16 protein-coding genes are annotated in these 16,654 nt (G+C 65.4%); all 16 read left to right on the top strand.

Annotated features, from left to right (window positions below; genetic code table 11):
• Nucleotides 1-934 (top strand): FHA domain-containing protein (locus Q1J95_RS08290; RefSeq protein WP_300267001.1); only part of this gene is annotated, 934 nt, incomplete at its 5' end.
• Nucleotides 931-2,580 (top strand): serine/threonine protein kinase, encoded by a 1,650-nt coding sequence (locus Q1J95_RS08285; protein ID WP_300266999.1) that lies wholly within the window; start codon nucleotides 931-933, stop codon nucleotides 2,578-2,580. The genes Q1J95_RS08290 and Q1J95_RS08285, both read left to right, overlap by 4 nt.
• Nucleotides 2,577-4,043, top strand: coding sequence for an RDD family protein (locus Q1J95_RS08280; RefSeq protein ID WP_300266997.1), 1,467 nt, complete (start codon nucleotides 2,577-2,579; stop codon nucleotides 4,041-4,043). Before Q1J95_RS08285 ends, Q1J95_RS08280 begins: the two co-directional genes overlap by 4 nt.
• A gap of 31 nt (nucleotides 4,044-4,074) precedes the next feature.
• Nucleotides 4,075-8,637, top strand: coding sequence for an FtsK/SpoIIIE domain-containing protein (locus Q1J95_RS08275; protein WP_300266995.1), 4,563 nt, complete (start codon nucleotides 4,075-4,077; stop codon nucleotides 8,635-8,637).
• A 79-nt stretch (nucleotides 8,638-8,716) separates the two neighbouring features.
• Entirely contained in the window at nucleotides 8,717-8,995 is a 279-nt protein-coding gene (locus tag Q1J95_RS08270; RefSeq protein WP_300266994.1) for a WXG100 family type VII secretion target, read from the top strand.
• 101 nt (nucleotides 8,996-9,096) lie between these two features.
• Complete coding sequence (locus Q1J95_RS08265; protein ID WP_300266993.1) at nucleotides 9,097-9,321, top strand: hypothetical protein; 225 nt, start codon at nucleotides 9,097-9,099, stop codon at nucleotides 9,319-9,321.
• 10 nt (nucleotides 9,322-9,331) lie between these two features.
• A complete protein-coding gene (locus Q1J95_RS08260) occupies nucleotides 9,332-11,056 on the top strand; it encodes an ABC transporter substrate-binding protein (protein ID WP_300266992.1) in 1,725 nt (574 codons plus the stop codon).
• A gap of 96 nt (nucleotides 11,057-11,152) precedes the next feature.
• Nucleotides 11,153-11,854, top strand: coding sequence for a hypothetical protein (locus tag Q1J95_RS08255; RefSeq protein ID WP_300267004.1), 702 nt, complete (start codon nucleotides 11,153-11,155; stop codon nucleotides 11,852-11,854).
• A complete protein-coding gene (locus Q1J95_RS08250; RefSeq protein ID WP_300266991.1) occupies nucleotides 11,854-12,429 on the top strand; it encodes a hypothetical protein in 576 nt (191 codons plus the stop codon). The genes Q1J95_RS08255 and Q1J95_RS08250 overlap by 1 nt, the downstream gene beginning before the upstream one ends.
• Nucleotides 12,426-13,016 (top strand): type VII secretion system-associated protein, encoded by a 591-nt coding sequence (locus Q1J95_RS08245; RefSeq protein ID WP_300266990.1) that lies wholly within the window; start codon nucleotides 12,426-12,428, stop codon nucleotides 13,014-13,016. The genes Q1J95_RS08250 and Q1J95_RS08245 overlap by 4 nt, the downstream gene beginning before the upstream one ends.
• Nucleotides 13,013-13,423, top strand: coding sequence for a hypothetical protein (locus Q1J95_RS08240; protein WP_300266988.1), 411 nt, complete (start codon nucleotides 13,013-13,015; stop codon nucleotides 13,421-13,423). Before Q1J95_RS08245 ends, Q1J95_RS08240 begins: the two co-directional genes overlap by 4 nt.
• A gap of 69 nt (nucleotides 13,424-13,492) precedes the next feature.
• Nucleotides 13,493-14,233 carry a hypothetical protein gene (locus Q1J95_RS08235; protein ID WP_300266987.1) on the top strand — a complete coding sequence of 247 codons (741 nt, stop codon included), beginning with the start codon at nucleotides 13,493-13,495 and terminating at the stop codon, nucleotides 14,231-14,233.
• 1 nt (nucleotide 14,234) lies between these two features.
• Nucleotides 14,235-14,867 (top strand): hypothetical protein, encoded by a 633-nt coding sequence (locus Q1J95_RS08230; protein ID WP_300266986.1) that lies wholly within the window; start codon nucleotides 14,235-14,237, stop codon nucleotides 14,865-14,867.
• 82 nt (nucleotides 14,868-14,949) lie between these two features.
• Nucleotides 14,950-15,651 carry a hypothetical protein gene (locus Q1J95_RS08225; RefSeq protein ID WP_300267003.1) on the top strand — a complete coding sequence of 234 codons (702 nt, stop codon included), beginning with the start codon at nucleotides 14,950-14,952 and terminating at the stop codon, nucleotides 15,649-15,651.
• Nucleotides 15,651-16,202 (top strand): hypothetical protein, encoded by a 552-nt coding sequence (locus Q1J95_RS08220; RefSeq protein WP_300266985.1) that lies wholly within the window; start codon nucleotides 15,651-15,653, stop codon nucleotides 16,200-16,202. Before Q1J95_RS08225 ends, Q1J95_RS08220 begins: the two co-directional genes overlap by 1 nt.
• On the top strand, nucleotides 16,199-16,654 hold a 456-nt coding region (locus Q1J95_RS08215; protein ID WP_300266984.1), incomplete at its 3' end, for a hypothetical protein. The genes Q1J95_RS08220 and Q1J95_RS08215, both read left to right, overlap by 4 nt.

The raw sequence follows: 16,654 nt of genomic DNA, 5'->3' as shown, positions 1-16,654 counted from the left end.
CGCGAGCCGTATCGCCGTCAGCATTGACGACGCCAACGAGAGCGCGGCGCTGCCGATCAGCAGCGGCATCGTGCGCGCCGCGAACGCGATCGCCGACATCGAGCCGGATGACGTCGTCATCGCGGGTGCGGATGCGGATGCGGATGCGGATGCGGATGCGGATGCGGATGCGGACGCTTCGGCGGGCTCAGCGATCGAGGGGGTGGTGGCTGAGGACGCTTCGGCAGGCTCAGCGATCGAAGAGGTGGCGGCTGAGGACGCTTCGGCAGGCTCAGCGATCGAGGACGCTTCGACAGGCTCAGTGACCGAAGAGGTGGCGACCGAGGGGGTCGATGACGCCGTCAACGGCGCGACGCTGCTGCCGGTGGAGACCACCTACGCCTCCGACGCCGACGAGTTCGATCAGCTCTTCGGAGCCACCGTCGTCTCGCCTGGAGCCGTGGCGCCACCCCCGCCGCCCGCGGCATCCGTCCCGATGGAAGGCGACCACGACGGCGCGACCATCTCGGTCGCCGAAGCCCGCGCGCTGCGACTGAATCCGCCAGCGGCAGAGCCGGATGCGCCGACCGCGGTGCTGCCGACCGTCGCCGGCCCTGCGGGCCGCATCAGTGTGTCCACCGGACAGGTCGTCACGCTCGATCGCACCGTCATCGTCGGCCGTCGGCCCCGCTCGACACGCGCCAGCGGTGCAGAACTGCCGCACCTCGTCGCGGTTGAGAGCCCGCAGCAGGACATCTCGCGCAGCCACCTCGAGATCCGTCCCGAGGGAGACACGGTCGTCGTCGTCGATCTGCACACGACGAACGGCTCGATGCTGCTGCGCCCTGGTGCCGACCCGCTGCGTCTGCACCCCGGTGAGCAGACGCTCGTGCTCTCGGGCGATCAGGTCGACCTCGGTGACGGCGTGGTCGTCACCTTCGAGGATCTCCCGTGAGCAGACCCCCTTCTCCACCGCCGGAGCTGCCCGGCTTCACGTATCTCGAACCGCTGGGAACCGGCGGCTTCGCCGATGTGTTCCTGTACGAGCAGCAGATGCCCAAACGCCGCGTCGCGGTGAAGGTGCTGCTCGCTGAGCGCATTTCGAGTGGCGCGGCGAAGGAGTTCGCCGAAGAGGCGAACGTGATGGCGATGCTGTCGACGCATCCGGCGATCGTCACGATCTACCAGGCCGGCGTCGCCGGCGACCATCGGCCATACCTCGTCATGGAGTACTGTCCGCGACCGAACCTGCAGGTGCGCGCGCGAAAAGAGCCGTTCTCGGTCGCCGAGGCGCTGCGCGTCGGCATCCAGGTGGCCGGAGCCGTCGAGACGGCTCACCGCGCGGGCGTGCTGCACCGTGACATCAAGCCCGCCAACATTCTCGTCACCGAGTACAACCGGCCGGCGCTCACCGACTTCGGTATCGCGTCGACGACGGGCGCGGTGACCGAGGCGACGGGGATGTCGATTCCGTGGTCGCCGCCGGAGTTCTTCGCCGACCCGCCCGAGAGCGGTCCGCGCTCGGATGTGTTCGCCCTGGGGGCGACGCTGTACACGCTGCTGGCCGGGCGCTCGCCGTTCGAGCGTCCGGGAGAGCGCAACTCCGGTGCCGATCTGATCGAGCGGATCGAACGCGCCCCGCTTCCTCCGCTCGCCCGCCCCGATTCGCCCGGCAGCCTGCAGCAGGTGCTCGAGCGTGCTATGTCGAAGAACCCCGACGCGCGCTACCCGAGTGCCGTGGCGTTCGCTCGTGCGCTGCAGAAGGTGCAGATCGAACTGACCCACTCGGTCACACCTATCGACATCGTCGATGACCATCCCGATGCCGAAGACCTCGAAGACGAAGCAGACGGGCTCACGCGCGTTCGCGACATCGTCAGCATCGCGCCAGAGACCGGTGCCACGCGCCCCTCGGCGACGACGCGTCCGTTCGGCAATCCGCAGCCCGCGCCGAAGACGGCCGCATCCGACGCCGGTCCCCGCTTCGCGCCGGCACCGACGCCCGTCGTCGATGAGACGGTGCGCCGTACGCCGCAGACGGTCTCACCGTCGGACTCCGTGGCTCCCGCCGACGACGATCGTACGATCCTGAGCCCACCGCGAGCCGTCTCACCCGACGCGCCCGCTGTCGCCGCGCCCGTGCAGGATCCGCTCGCGCAGCCCGCCGAAGCATCCGAAAAGCCCCGGTCGCGAGTGGGGATGTGGATCGCGATCGCCGCCGCGGCCGTGGTCGTCGTCGGCGGTGCGGCGATCGCTGGATTCACGCTGTTGGGCGGCACAGCGGGGGAGCCCGATCCTGTCGCCACTCAGGACGAGGTGGTTCCGCAGAACCCGGTGTCGGATGCCGTTCCGACTGTCGAAGAGGTCGAGGGGGTCCGAGCGGGTGACACAGTCACCTTCACCTGGACCAATCCGGCGCCCGAAGATGGCGATCTCTACCTCTGGAACACGGTCGATCTCGCGGGGGATAGCACGCCGCAGACCACAGAAGAAACCCAGGTGATCGTCGAGGATGCGCCGGCCGGACAGATGTGCGTCGACGTGATGCTGCGCCGCGGTGACGGACGCGCTTCAGAAGCCGTGCGAGGCTGTGTCGAATGACCCCGAGTGACAAACGCGCCGCGGCCTTCGACGCGACGATCTGGGAGGTCGACGAGAAGGAAGAAGAGATCGAGGGGCTCGATTCCCAGGGGCGCCCCGATCCTGCCTATGCCACAGCTCTCGGGCTGATTCGCGCTCCGATCGGCCGCCGCGCTCTCGCCTTCACCCTGGACATCGTGTTCTGGACGGTCGTGCAGCTGCCGTTGTGGATCGGCGCCATGCCTCTGGTGCTCAAGCTCGCCGACGGTTCGATCTCGATCTACGGATTCGTGAACCACCCGAGCTTCGTGCTGGCCATCGTCGCGGCAGCGGTGACGGTCTTCCTCACCCTCGTGCTGAGCGTTCTGCAGCTGGCTATGCACGGCCGCGGCGGTATGACGATCGGCAAGGCCATCGCCGGAATCCGCACCGTCAACGTCAAGACACTCGAAAAACCCGGCATCGGCAAAGTGCTGCTGCGCTACCTGCTGCTGTGCGTGTCGGGCATCGTGCCGCTGCTGGGGCCGCTGTTTCTCGTGTTGAGCAACCTCATGGATCCGCAACGCCGTGGTCGCGGACTGCACGACAGAGCGACCGGCGTGTGGCTCATCGACATCAAGCAGGGGCTGAACCCCTTCGACGACAAACGCCTGCGCGTGGCCCGCAAGCTCGTCAAGGCCGAGCCGACCGCGGGGCGCTCCGCGCTCCCGTCGCTGGCCACCTCGATGGATCCCTCGGTGAGGCCGCAGTACCGACCGGGCGAACGCATCAGCGCCGGTGTCATCGGCGTCGCCCGCCCCTACGAGCCGAACGAGCGCCCCACGGTCGGCCTGCCGCACGCCGCGGTGGTCGAGCCCGTGGCCCCGGCCGAGGCGGGAAAGCCCGTGCTCGGCGGCTACCGTCAGGCCGACGCCGGCCAGGGACTGACACCATCAGCGGGTGCCGCCGGGCAGTCACTCGCGACGCCCCAGCATGAGCATCCGCTGAATCAGGCTCCCGTCCACCAGGAACCCATCCAGCAGGCTCCAGCGCAGCAGCCGGTCGAGCAGTTCGCCCCGGCCGAGCACCCCGCTCCTGCCGAGCACTCTCCGCTCACGCACGAACCGGTCGCCCCTGCCGCAGAGCCTGCCGCACAGCCCGCCCCCGAGCCGGTGCTCGCTCTGCGCTTCGAGCTGCGCTTCGATACCGGTGAGAGCATTCTGGTCGCCGATCCCGTGTTGCTCGGCAGAAACCCCGAGTCGACCGAGTTCGCCGGCGCACGCCCGATCGCTCTGACCGACGACAGCCGGTCACTGTCGAAGACTCACATGCTGGTGCGCCCGATCGACGGCGGACTCGAGATCACCGACTGCCGCTCCACGAACGGCTCCGGACTCATTCGCGCCGGTGTCGAGTATGAGGTCGCGGCGGGGGTGCCGGTCATGACCATCAACGGAGACACGATTCGTCTGGGCGATCGCTTGGCGAACGTCGTCCAGGTGTGAACGAGCACGAACAGATGACTGAGGAATACGAATGAGGCTGAAGCTGACCCTGCATCGCCCCGCGGGCGATCCGGTTGACATCGTGATCACGACTGATTCGACCGCCACCGCGGGCGACGTGGCGCGGTATGTCGCCGAGGCAGATCCGACGCGGTCGACCCCCGTCGCCGACGGTGACGTCGTCACGCTCGCTGTCGCCCCGCCGACCGGCGACCGACTCGTTCCCTTGCAGCCGGACGTCCCGATCGGCGAGGCGCCGATCGGCTCTGGCTTCGCAGCATCCGTCCTCAACTACGGACCCGACTACGCGGCATCCGGCCAGCGCGAGATCATCGGTGTGCTGCGCGCCACCGCTGGCACCCTCGCCGGGCAAGAGTTTCCCATCAGATCGGGACACGTGTTCCTCGGGCGGGAGGCGAGCAACGACGTCGTGCTCGCTGACCCGATGGTCTCCAAACGGCACGCGCGACTGGAGATCAGCACCCACATCGAGGTCGTCGACCTGAACTCGGCGAACGGCGTGCTCGTCGACGGTGTCGCCGCGCAGCGCGTTCGCGTCGGCGAGGGCGAGCCGTTCGTGATCGGCGGTACGACCCTCGAGCTGCGCCTCGCGCGCTCCTTCGACGGCACGGCAGCAGAAGAGCCGATCATCGAGCGCGGCGGCGGGCTCATGTTCAACCGCAGCCCCCGCGTCGAGGTGCGCTACCCGGGCACCAGCTTCAAGGCCCCGCGCATTCCGACGGAGACGCAGGGCAAGATCTTCCCCTGGCCGATCCTGATCACGCCGATCCTCATGGGTGCGGCGCTGTACGTCATGAACGGTAACCCGCGTTCGCTGCTCATGATCGTCATGACGCCGATGATGGCGCTGGGTAACATCATCAACCAGGCGCGGCAGGCGAAACAGAGCTCGAACCATGATTTTCTGCTGTTCGAGCGGCAGTACGAGCAGCTGGAAGAAGACTTCTTCCGTGGCAAACCCGAAGAAGAAGAGGCGCGCAACAGCGAGGCCCCGCCCGTGGCAGAGGTCTTCGATCACGCTATGCGCCTGGGACCGATGCTGTGGACCAGACGTCCGGAGCACTGGAACTTCCTCGGGGTGCGCCTGGGTAGCTGCACGCTGCCGGCGCGCAACGAGATCGCGGAGACGGAGACGCCCGACGGTCTGCCGGAGTTCATCGAGCGGATCGATCGTCTCCAAGAGCGCTATGCGAGCGTCGACGACGTTCCCATCTTCGAGCTGCTCGCGGATGCCGGATCCATCGGAATCGCCGGACCCCAGGGTCTCGCAGCCGATGCCATGCGCGGGCTCGCCGTGCAGCTGTTCGGGCTGCATGCGCCCAATGACGTCGTCGCCGTGGCGTTCTCCGACGCGACGTGGACGAGCGAGCTGGACTGGCTCAAATGGATCCCGCACACCTCCAGTGAGAAGAGTCCGTTCCGCGGGGCGGCACTGGCCGACTCTGCGCCGACCGGGGCCGCGCTGCTGAGCATGCTGGAAGACTACGTCCAGCGCGCCGAGGCCGGCGGCGCGGGCGCTTTGGAGCCGCGCGGCCCGTTCAAGGACGACTGGAATCCGCTGCTGTACGGCACCGATGTCGCGCGCGCGGCGACGGATCACAGCAAGACCCCGGCCGTGTCGGTGATCATCTTCGTCACCGCCGACGCCCCGGTCGACCGCGGGCGTCTGACAGACATGCTCGACCGCGGCGCGGATCACGGTGTTCACGCGGTGTTCGTCTCGCCGATCGTCGAATCGCTCCCGGCTGTCTGCCGCAGCTACATCGACGTCACAACCGGGCTGGAAGAAGCGCACGTCGGACTCGTCCGTGTCGGCGAGAAGTTCGAGAACGCGCGTGTCGAGGGGGTCTCGAACGCCTACATGCACATGCTCGCCCGGCGCATGGCGCCGGTGGTGGATGCGAGCACCGCCGTGCACGACGCATCCGATATCCCGGGAGCTGTGATGTTCCTGCAGCTGGTCGACCCGGCGATCGCCGAAGACCCGAACGTCGTGATCGAACGATGGCGGCAGAACAACACCATCGTCGATCGCTCGCCCACTCCGCGGCCGCGCCTGAAGAAGTCGGGAACGCTGCGCGCGATCATCGGCCAGGGCGCCAGCGACGCCATGACGCTCGATCTGCGCACGCAGGGCCCGCACGCGCTCGTCGGCGGCACCACAGGCGCTGGAAAGAGCGAGTTCCTGCAGGCCTGGGTGCTCGGCATGGCCGCGGCGCACAGCCCTGACCGCGTCACGTTCCTGTTCATCGACTACAAGGGCGGATCCGCCTTCGCCGACTGCGTCGAGCTGCCGCACTGCGTGGGACTGGTCACCGACCTCAGCCCGCACCTCGTGCGTCGTGCGCTGACGAGCCTGCGGGCCGAGCTGCACCACCGCGAGCACCTGCTCAACCGCAAGAAGGCGAAAGACCTGCTCGAGCTCGAGAAGCGGCAGGATCCCGAATGTCCGCCGGCGCTCGTGCTCGTGATCGACGAGTTCGCGGCGCTCGCCTCCGAGATGCCCGAGTTCGTCGACGGAGTCGTCGACATCGCCCAGCGTGGTCGCTCGCTCGGCATCCACCTGATCATGGCGACCCAGCGCCCCGCCGGCGTCATCAAGGACAACCTGCGCGCGAACACGAACCTGCGCATCGCGCTGCGTATGGCTGACGAGGCAGACTCTCGCGACGTCGTCGACGACCCGATCGCCTCGACGTTCCCCGCCTCCATTCCCGGTCGAGGCATCGCGAAGACCGGGCCGGGGCGGCTGGTTCCGTTCCAGTCGGCGTACGCCGGAGGATGGACGGACGAGGACGAAGGCGCGGTGGTCGACGTGCGCGTCTCCGAGCTGCGTTTCGGGTCGACCGCCGAGTGGGAGCCAGAGCGCCCGGCCGAGGCCGAGACGCACGAGGAAGACCTCGGCCCGAACGATCAGAAGCGCATCGTGTCGACGCTCATCCGCGCGAGCGAGGTTGCGCAGCTGCCCCGACCGCGGCGCCCGTGGCTCGATGACCTGGCCGAGGTCGTCGAACTGGCCGATCTGCCCAACGAGGGCGACACGCGAATCCCGATCGCCATGATGGACGTTCCCGAGTCGCAGGCACAGGAGGCCGCGATGTTCGTGCCCGACCGCGACGGCTCGCTGGTCGTGTACGGGACATCGGGCTCGGGCAAGTCCACCGTGCTCAAGTCCATTGCGACCTCAGTGGGCATGCGCTCGGACCGCGGACGCGTGCAGGTGTACTGCCTCGACTTCGCATCCGGTGCACTCGGGCCGTTGTCCGACCTGCCGCACGTCGGCTCGGTCGTCGACGGCGCAGACGCTGAGCGCATCCAGCGCCTCTTCCGCACGCTCGAGCGCGAGATGGACCGTCGGGCCGGACTGTTCTCGAGCGCGAGTGCGGCAACCGTGCAGGAGTACCGCGAGATCGCGGACCCGAACATGCCGCGCATCATCTTGCTGCTCGACAACTTCCCCGAGTTCAAGAAGGACTGGGAGTACGCCCCAGGGCGCGCGCCGTTCTACCGGACCTTCATGCGCATCCTCGGCGAAGGTCGCACGCTCGGCGTGCATGTGGTCATCACGGCCGACCGCGGTAACGCGGTGCCCAGCGCCGTGGCATCCAACATCTCGCGCCGCGTCGTGCTGCGCATGGGCGATGACAGTCAGTACATGCTCCTCAATGCTCCGCGAGACATCCTCGACGAGCAGTCCCCTCCGGGGCGGGCGATCATCGATGGACACGAGGCGCAGATCGCCGTGCTGGGCGGTACGCCGAACGTGGTCGAGCAGACCAAGGCGCTGCGTGCGCTCGCGGAGCGGCTGCGGTCGGAGGGCGTGCGTGACCTTCCTGAGATCGGGTCGCTGCCCACCATGGTGCCGGTTTCGGACATGCCCGCGTCGGTCGACGCGATGCCGGTGTTCGGCATCGCGGACGACACGCTGCAGCCCCGCGGCTTCGAGCCGATCGGTTCTTTCGTCATCTCGGGTCCGCCGGCGTCGGGACGAACGAATGCCCTTCGTGCGCTGGTCAGCGCCGTCGAGCGGTTCGATCCGAACGTGCGCATGTACCACTTCGGCAGCAGGCGCGCGCAGCTCAAGGATTTCAGGCCGTGGGTGCGCAGCGCGATCAAACCGGAGGACGAGAAGGAACTCGCCGTCGAGCTCACCGAGCTGATGGGCAGCGATCTCGCCGATGGCCGCATCCTGATCGTGATCGAAGACATGCCCCACCTCGCGGACGGTCCCGCGGATCGGCAGATGCGTACGCTGTTGCAGGCCATGAACAACAGCGACCATCTCTTGATCGGCGAGGCGGAGATCAGTCGAGCCGCCGGAAGCATCGGTGTTCTCGGTGAGTGGAAGACGGGGCGTCAGGGCATCGTCCTCAAGCCGGACACCTACGACGGCGAGTCGATCTTCAAGACACCGTTCGGGCGCGTCAAGCGATCGGATTTCCCGGCTGGACGAGGTATTTTCGTGCAGGCCGGTCGCACGGTCACGATGCAGATGCCGTTCGTCTCCGAGGCGCCTGCGGTGGGCAGCGGTGACATGGGTAGCGCTCCCCGTTTGCGGGAGAGGAATCGTTGACTAGTCTTTTTGACGAGGCCACAGGGGCCTGAAGAAGGCCGCCAGGCCAGATGAAAGACGAACGCGGGAGGCAGTTCTCATGGCACATGACTTTGGTGCAACATACAGCGAGATGGAAGGTGCTGCTCAGCGCCTGCGCGACGGACGCACGTCCATCGGAGACGCGCTGAAGGATCTTCAGGGAGTCATCGACGACCTGGTCCAGGACGGGTTCAAGACCGAGAACGCGTCCGAGCAGTACTCGACGGCGTACAACGACCTGACGGCATCGCTCGATGACGCGACCGAGGCCGTGAACGACATGGCAACGGCGCTCGACCAGATGGCCGACAAGATCCGCGACAACGACCAGCTGTAAGCATCGCTCGTCGCGCGCCGCGGTGCCAGTTCGGGGGGACTGGCACCGCGGCCGTTTGGTGTTTGTGAACACTGCACGACGTGACGAATAAGATTGGAATCATGAGCCCATCACAGAGCTATTGGTACAACTTGTCGACGCAGACAGTGGTGCAGGCCGATGAGCGCCCGTCGGAAGACACGATCGGCCCCTTCGCGACCTTTGAAGAGGCGCAGGATTCGCCTGGCGTCCTCCTCGCCCACGCTCGCGCATGGCTGGAGAGCGATGAGAGCGAACAGTTCCGAGCCATGGCCGAGGAAGCCGGCGAAGACACCGATTACCTTTGACGGCGGCGACATGAGGGGGAGACGTCGCCAGACGGCACGGGGCGCGGCCGCGCTGGTGCTCGTTCTCGGGATCACCGGCTGCGCGCCCGCGTTGCCGGATTCGGTGATTCCCGGCACGAAGGTCGTCGTCGGATGGGCCGAACAGCTCACGTCGGTCAACGCCGCGGCGTTGCCGACAGCGGGCAACATCGACATCGCTGCGATGACACGAGGAGACTTCGGCGATGTGGTCGACGGCGAGTTCGTCGCGGATGAGAGCTTCGGCACGGTCACGATCGTCAGCGAGGATCCGTTCACTGTGCGTTACGACCTCGCTGAGCCGTCGTGGTCAGACGACATCCCCCTCGATGCGGCTGATCTGCTGCTCGGCTGGGCGGGTGCGGTCGGATACTTCCCCGCAGAATCGGATGCCGCAGACGCGGAACTCGGAAACGCCGCGGATAGCGGCGACGAAGCGGATGCCGAGACCATCGTGCCGACGGTGGACGAGTTCGCGCGCTCGATCGACGTGACCATGCAGCAGCCGGTGCGAGAGTGGCAGAGCACCGTGAGCGTGCCCGTGGCGGCGCACCTGGTCGGCGCGAAGGCGCTGGGCATCGACGATCCGATGGTGGCGAAGCAGGCGGTCATCACAGCGATCCAGACGCGCGACGACGAAGCGCTTCAGAAGATCGGCGAGGTGTGGAACACCGGTTTCTCTCTCGGCGAGGGCGCAGAAATCTCGGAAGAGCTCTTGCTCTCCAGCGGTCCTTTTCAGGTGTCTGCGGTCAACGCTGACTCTGGCGTGACGCTTGTGCCGAACCCGAGCTTCAGCGGGGCGGCGACGCCGATGGTGGCTCGCATCGACCTGGTGCCGCCGGGCGATGACCCGATCGCCGCTGTCGGCACGGAGATAGATATCGCGCAGGTGGCTCCGACGGCGGCGAATCAGCAGCCGGTTCATGAACTCGAACGCAAAGACTTCATCGTCAACACCACCTATGACAACAGCGTCTGGGCGGTGCTGCTCAACCCCACGGGCATCTTCACAGGAGCCAAGGCGAGAACAGCGTTCTTCCACGCCATTCCGCCGAACGCGTTAACCGATGGCGCGGCGGGCGAATGGCGGGCCGCTTACTCCGCCAGCACCTCGGTGACGACGCAGGCCGAATCGCGAGCCTATTCAATCGTGAGCGAAGACTCAGGGTTCATGCAGACCCTCGGCAGCACCGAGGGTGAACCGCCACTCGAGCGCCAGGCCGCCGGTGTCGCCGCAGGAAGCCCGGTCTGTGTGCTCTACGACCGATCGAGTGAGTTCGCCGCTGGCGCCTTCGACGCGATGAAGACGGCCGCGGCCGAGGCGGGGTGGCGTATCGTCGACTGCGGCGCTGATGACTACGACGCTGCCCTGAAAAAGCATGGTTGGGATGCCGTGATCGCGCGCGTGCCGATCCCGCAGTCGCCTGCCCAGCTCGCTGCCGCGTGGGGCACCAACGGAGCGAACTCGATCACCGGGCATTCAGACCCGGCGCGCGACGAGCTGATCGCGCAGTACGCCCAGACCGCCGATGTCTACGAGGCGCGCGACATCATGGCGCAGATCGAGGCGACGATCGTGCGCGCGGCCGTCGCGCTTCCGTTCGCATCCGACCCCGTCGTCACCGTCGTCGACCGTGATCTCGCGGGAGTCTCGCCGCGCAATGGAACAGTGGCGCCATTGATGTCGAGCGCGACCCAGTGGGCGGTCGTGCAGTGAGTTTTGTCGCATCCGCTCGCCAGGGTGGGGTGTACTCCCCATCGCGAGGGCTCACACACGATAGATAGAGTTCACTCTGGAGGTTGTGCCGTGGGAATGATGTTGCCGAATGAGCTCATCTGGGTGATGGAGAAGCTCGGTTTTGAGTGGCCGGATATTGATGAGGACGAGGTCCGCAAGGGCGCGACGCTTGTGCGTAATCTCGGCACCGACCTGGAGTCTGTGATTCAGGCCGTCGACCGCCGGATGAACGGGAACCTGAGCACCGCGATTCGCGGCAATACCGGCCCAGCGACCGTGAGCGCCTGGAACACCAACCGTTCGCAGAACCTGCAGCAGCTCGTCGACATCATGCCGCCGGCCGCGACCGCGATGGACGTCGGCGCTGAGGTGGTTCTCGCGCTGAAGATGAAGGTGATCTTCGACGTCACCACGACCATGATCACGCTCGTGGGAATGCTCACGAACCCGATCACTGCCCTGGGTGCTGGCCCGATGCTGCTGCTCAAGAAGAAGCTCTTGAACGCCGCGGTCGATATCGCGGTCGAGCAGTTGCTCGAGCAGCTGCTGCCGATGGCGATCGAGCCGATGGCAGACCACCTGCCCGCACTGATCGATGCGATTCTGGATGCTCCGATGGTCGAGGGCGCTGTCGGGGATTCGGATGAGTTCTACGCCGACTTGGAGGCGCTGGAGGATGCGCAGTCAGAGATGCGCCTCCGTGGCGAAGACATCTCGACGTTGACATCGACCTTCTTCGCTGAATTTTCCGCCCTTGATTTCGGAGGAGATGCCTGATGAAGATCGGAGAAGCGTTCTCGAAGCTCTGGCGCGCCATGACTCACGGAGGCAAAGACGCGAACGTCAGACTTCCAGATCTCACCCGTCGGGTCGACGACCATCTCGAGGACTTCAAAGTCAGGACCAAGAACCTCGACGGCACGGATGCGCCGGATCTGACCGGCGCACGCACGAACCGTGTGGACCGCACGACGAACGAGCTGCTGTACCGCAGTGATGACCGTCCGCCGAGCACGATCTTCGACGAAGGCTTCCAGGTTCGGGACCCGAACAACAACAACTACAACGACTTCGTGCGATACAACACGCACTCGAACTTCGTCAGCACGACGAGGGATCCGAATTTGGCATGGGGCTCGGACTACAGGTACACCGTTGATGCGCCTGGCGGTATCGACGCCGATGCCACGATTCCGGACAACCCGTTCGGGCCGAACTCTTTGAGGCCTGAGAGGGAGATCAGTTTCCAGGGCGGTGTGCCGCGCGAGAACATCGTGGGTGGAAACCGGGTGCTCCCCGATGGCTCGCTGGGCGATTGGATACCTAACCCGCATTACACTGGAAACCGATGAGTGACCGCGACCTGGAAGGGAACGAGCCGCACATGACGACGCCTTCTGCGCCTCCCATCACAGAAGCGCTTCGTGACCAGGCGCGCGCGAATCCTGGCGGATGGGTCTATGCGATCGATCCCGAGTTCGAGGGAACGGCGAACGTACCGCCGGAGGGCATCATCGGTGCCTGGCGCTCGGACGTCACCGGTGAGATCAACGGACGCTTCACGCCGAACCCCAAGTATGTGCCGTCACCGCCTGCGCGGGGGTGGCCGACTCCGACCACGAAACTCGAGCGCGTGTTGCAACTGGCTCGCGCTGGGCACGCCACGGGCGAGCAGCTCGAGCAGGAGTTCGCGTCCTCAGAGGTGCTGATCTTCAGCCGTCCGGAAGGCGGGCTGTTCATCGTCAACGGCAAGAACGACACGCGTCTCGGGTATGCGTTCACCGATGCGACCAAGGCTGCGGCCTCGGGTGTTTCGGACATGACCACGATCACCGGGCGCGCGTACGCTGAAGCATTGCCCGAGGGAGTGCTCATCGCACTCAACCCCGGCAGCGAGGTTCCCGTCATCATCGACCCGGCCGATATTCTGAAGGTATGAGTGATGGTTCGCGCACGATCCAGGTGAGTCGCGAAGGGATCGTGCGCGACGCTACGATCTCGTGGCGGCTCGATCGGAATGACTGGGTCGTCGAGATCGTCTCATCCGGGTTCGGAAGCGCTCAGGCACGTGCAGACGACGCTTTCGAAGCGCTGTGTCGTGTCCGCGAAGAGCTCGAACCGTTCGGGTGGCGTATCGGGGTGGCGGGCGCGCAGCGCGACGTCTGGCCCAGCGGTATGTCGCGTGACCAGGGCGGCGGCAGGGTAGCGTATCGTATGACGGCCGAGCAGGTCGGAGATCGGGTAGACACCTTCGAACCGGTGGATCCCGAGACCGTCACCACGGTCGCTGACCAGCGTGCCGAGACCGCCCGGCTGTTCGAGTCGATTCAGCGTTCAGCGCTCTGATCGGACCACCCGCTCCGTTCCCGAGTGCCTTCACCGATGGGGTGATCTCCCCATCGCACCCGACCCGGCATGGCCAGTAGCTTCGTTCTGGAGGTACTGACCGTGGGAATGATGTTGCCGAACGAGCTGATCTGGGTCATGGACAAGCTGGGCTTGGAATGGCCAGACATCGACGAAGACGAGGTTCACAAAGCAGCCGATCTCGTGCGTGGTTATCGCGACGACATGGAGACGCTCGTTCAGGCCGCTGACCGACGGATCAACGGCGACCTCGCCGCCGCGATGACGGGCAACATCGGCACGGCTCAGGTCGCAGCATGGAACCGGAACCGGTCCGAGAACATTCAGCAGCTGCTTGATCTGCTTGGGCCGGCAGGAACCGGTATCGACATCGCCGCCGACGTCGTATTGGCGTTGAAGATCAAGGTGATCGTCGAGATCACCCTGACCCTGGCGCAGCTGATTCCGCTGCTGATGGCCGGACCCTTCGGCGCCGGCGGTGCGGCGGTACTGATCCTGGCGCGTAAGAAGCTTCTCGACATGGCGATGGAAGCGACTCTCGAACAGGTCATCAATCAGGTGCTCCCGATGGTTCTCGATCCGCTCGCCGAGCAGGTGCCCGCACTGGCCATGGCTCTACTGGAGTCGCCGGTGGTTGAAGGCACTGTCGGCGATGTTGACGAGTTCTACGCTGACCTCGAAGCACTCGATCAGGCGGCTGAAGACATGGACGGGCACGCCACCGATGTGGAAGACCTCACGGATCGGCTTCTCGCCGACCTCGCCAACCTCCAGATCTCAGGGGACTGACATGCAGTTGAAGAAAGTGATGCGGGATCTCGTCGATGCCGTCGACGGTGCGGGCCGCGAGTTCAAGACAGGATTCTCCGGTGCGTTCCGCAAGCGTGGTGGCCGCCACCGCGCCGACGCTGACTCCGTGCGCAGGATCGACAAAGAGGGCGGCAGGCGCCAGCCGACGCACCGCAAAGACAAGCCGACGTCGCACGCGAAGAAATACGACATTCTCACTGATGTCAGCCGCGGCATTGAGACGCACGGGCGCGTGGCCCGCCATGCCGACCCGGACTACAACGTGGTGCGCGATCTGGGCCAATCGATCGGAAAAGGCATCCGCGATACGCCCGGCGACGTGTGGGATGAGGTCAAAGCAACGCCGAAGAAGGTCCCCGGTCAGCTGGTGGAGGAACTGTATGAGGACGCGATCGGTCAGGATAATCCCGACAAGTACGGTGCGACCAGCGGCGACATGCGATTCCTCGCCCCGGCGAGCGATTCCGATTCGCTCACTGGGCTCAGCCAGGCCGAGCTCGAAGGGCGTCTCGGACTGGATGCCGGTGCATTGGACGGCGCGAACGTCTCGATCACCCCCGTGGAGAACACGCGCTTCGTGAGCATCGACATCGACTACCCCGGCAGCGAATGATGCTGTCGACGATGGGAAGCACTACCCATCGTCTTCTGCGTCTGCGCTGTTTAGAGTCATCACTGGAGGTTGTGTCGTGGGAATGATGTTGCCGAACGAGCTCATCTGGGTGATGGAGAAGCTCGGTTTCGAATGGCCGGATATTGATGAAGACGAGGTGCGCAGGGGCGCCACGCTTGTGCGCAATCTGGGCACCGATCTGGAGTCTGTGATCCAGGCGGTAGATCGCAAGATGAATGGCGATATCGCCACGATTCTGCGGGGTCAGACCGGCCCGGCGACGGTCAGCGCGTGGAACACGAACCGATCGCAGAATCTGCAGAAGCTGATCGACATCATGCCGCCGGCTGCCACCGCGATGGAGGTGGGCGCGGATGTCATCTTCGGCCTGAAGATGAAGGTGATCTTCGACGTCACGTCGACGATGGTCACGCTCGTGGCGATGCTCACGAACCCGATCACGGCGGCGGGTGCGGGGCCGATGCTGCTGATCAAGAAGAAGCTCTTGAACGCGGCCGTTGACATCGTCGTGGAGCAGCTGCTGGAGCAGTTGGCGCCGATGGTGATCGAGCCGATGGCTGAGCAACTGCCCGCGGTGATCGATGCGATCTTGGATGCGCCGGTGGTGGAGAGCGTTGCGGGAGACTCGGACGAGTTCTACGCGGATCTGGCAGCGCTGGACGACGCGCAGGCGGAGCTGAATCTTCGTGGGGAAGACATCACGACGTTGACGACGACCTTCTTCGCAGAGTTCTCTGCGCTGAACTTTGGGGGAGATGTCTGATGGTTAAGCCTGGACAGATCATGCGGAGAGTCTTTGACTCCGTGCTCGACGCCGGCACGAACACGCAGAGGCTTCGGGGGGCGACCGACAATGTGAGCATTCACCTCGGTGATGTCAACAGGAGAACAGACGGCATAGACGTCTTCGACGGCAAGCCCGACATGCCCAACAGGCCGGATCGGCCAGGCACAGGTCGAAACGACGGTCGCGACGCGCGGGGCCGATTCGTCGGCGATGGCAACAGGCCATGGGCCGACCGAGAGCAGATCGGTTTGGACAATGTCGCCGAACGAGAGGGCGTCGACATAATCCGCGATCAAGTGGCGGCACGAACCTCGCCTACTGGTGACCAGATCCGTTACTACGACGGATTGTTCCGAAACGCCGATGGCACCTACACCGGTGTCGAGGTCAAGAGTGGCTCGGCAAGTCGAGACGCGGCTCAGCGGTTGTTTGACGGTACGGTTAGTGTAAACACGCCTGCGCGAGCTAACCTGCCGGATGTCGGGCCGATCAGCATTGTGAACGTGATTCTGGAAAGGGTGCCATGAGCCGGAAGACCCACGTCGTCGAGTCCAACGGATACAGCCGCGGGCCGCTCATCGATAGCGTGCGCCCATATCCGGATGCCCTTCGATTCTCGTTGAATCGGATGAACGGTACGTCGTTCTGGGCGTACAGCCTGTGGCGCGCACCGGAAGGATCGGATCTGCTGGATGACATCCCGCTGTCTGACGAGTACTTGCAGAGTGCGGGATCAGCCGATGCGCTGACGATTGAGGTGCGAGTGCTGGGTGACGACGGGGAACCGCATCAGTACGTGGTCGGCAAACCGGGCGAGAAGCCGACCGGGGCGCCGAGCGAAGTGATCCGATGGGACGACGGTCGACACAGTACAACTGTTTATCCGAATGAGGTGTTCACGGCAGACGAGGCCGCCGAGGTCTTCTATGCGTACTTCCTCACGGACGAAGTCGCTGAGCCATACGTCCTCCGCGAGCTT

This window comes from Microbacterium sp. (assembly GCF_029263575.1).
In the GTDB taxonomy this organism is placed as follows: domain Bacteria; phylum Actinomycetota; class Actinomycetes; order Actinomycetales; family Microbacteriaceae; genus Microbacterium.
Note: the sequence above shows the minus strand (reverse complement) of the source record. Positions and strands in the feature narration are given on the sequence as shown.

Excerpts from the sequence above, each read along its gene's own strand:
- Q1J95_RS08260 (WP_300266992.1), top strand. The coding sequence starts at position 9,332 with ATGAGGGGGAGACGTCGCCAGACGGCACGGGGCGCGGCCGCGCTGGTG.
- Q1J95_RS08250 (WP_300266991.1), top strand. The coding sequence starts at position 11,854 with ATGAAGATCGGAGAAGCGTTCTCGAAGCTCTGGCGCGCCATGACTCAC.
- Q1J95_RS08275 (WP_300266995.1), top strand. The coding sequence starts at position 4,075 with ATGAGGCTGAAGCTGACCCTGCATCGCCCCGCGGGCGATCCGGTTGAC.
- Q1J95_RS08220 (WP_300266985.1), top strand. The coding sequence starts at position 15,651 with ATGGTTAAGCCTGGACAGATCATGCGGAGAGTCTTTGACTCCGTGCTC.
- Q1J95_RS08230 (WP_300266986.1), top strand. The coding sequence starts at position 14,235 with ATGCAGTTGAAGAAAGTGATGCGGGATCTCGTCGATGCCGTCGACGGT.
- Q1J95_RS08255 (WP_300267004.1), top strand. The coding sequence starts at position 11,153 with ATGATGTTGCCGAATGAGCTCATCTGGGTGATGGAGAAGCTCGGTTTT.
- Q1J95_RS08240 (WP_300266988.1), top strand. The coding sequence starts at position 13,013 with ATGAGTGATGGTTCGCGCACGATCCAGGTGAGTCGCGAAGGGATCGTG.
- Q1J95_RS08245 (WP_300266990.1), top strand. The coding sequence starts at position 12,426 with ATGAGTGACCGCGACCTGGAAGGGAACGAGCCGCACATGACGACGCCT.
- Q1J95_RS08270 (WP_300266994.1), top strand. The coding sequence starts at position 8,717 with ATGGCACATGACTTTGGTGCAACATACAGCGAGATGGAAGGTGCTGCT.
- Q1J95_RS08225 (WP_300267003.1), top strand. The coding sequence starts at position 14,950 with ATGATGTTGCCGAACGAGCTCATCTGGGTGATGGAGAAGCTCGGTTTC.
- Q1J95_RS08280 (WP_300266997.1), top strand. The coding sequence starts at position 2,577 with ATGACCCCGAGTGACAAACGCGCCGCGGCCTTCGACGCGACGATCTGG.
- Q1J95_RS08235 (WP_300266987.1), top strand. The coding sequence starts at position 13,493 with ATGGCCAGTAGCTTCGTTCTGGAGGTACTGACCGTGGGAATGATGTTG.
- Q1J95_RS08265 (WP_300266993.1), top strand. The coding sequence starts at position 9,097 with ATGAGCCCATCACAGAGCTATTGGTACAACTTGTCGACGCAGACAGTG.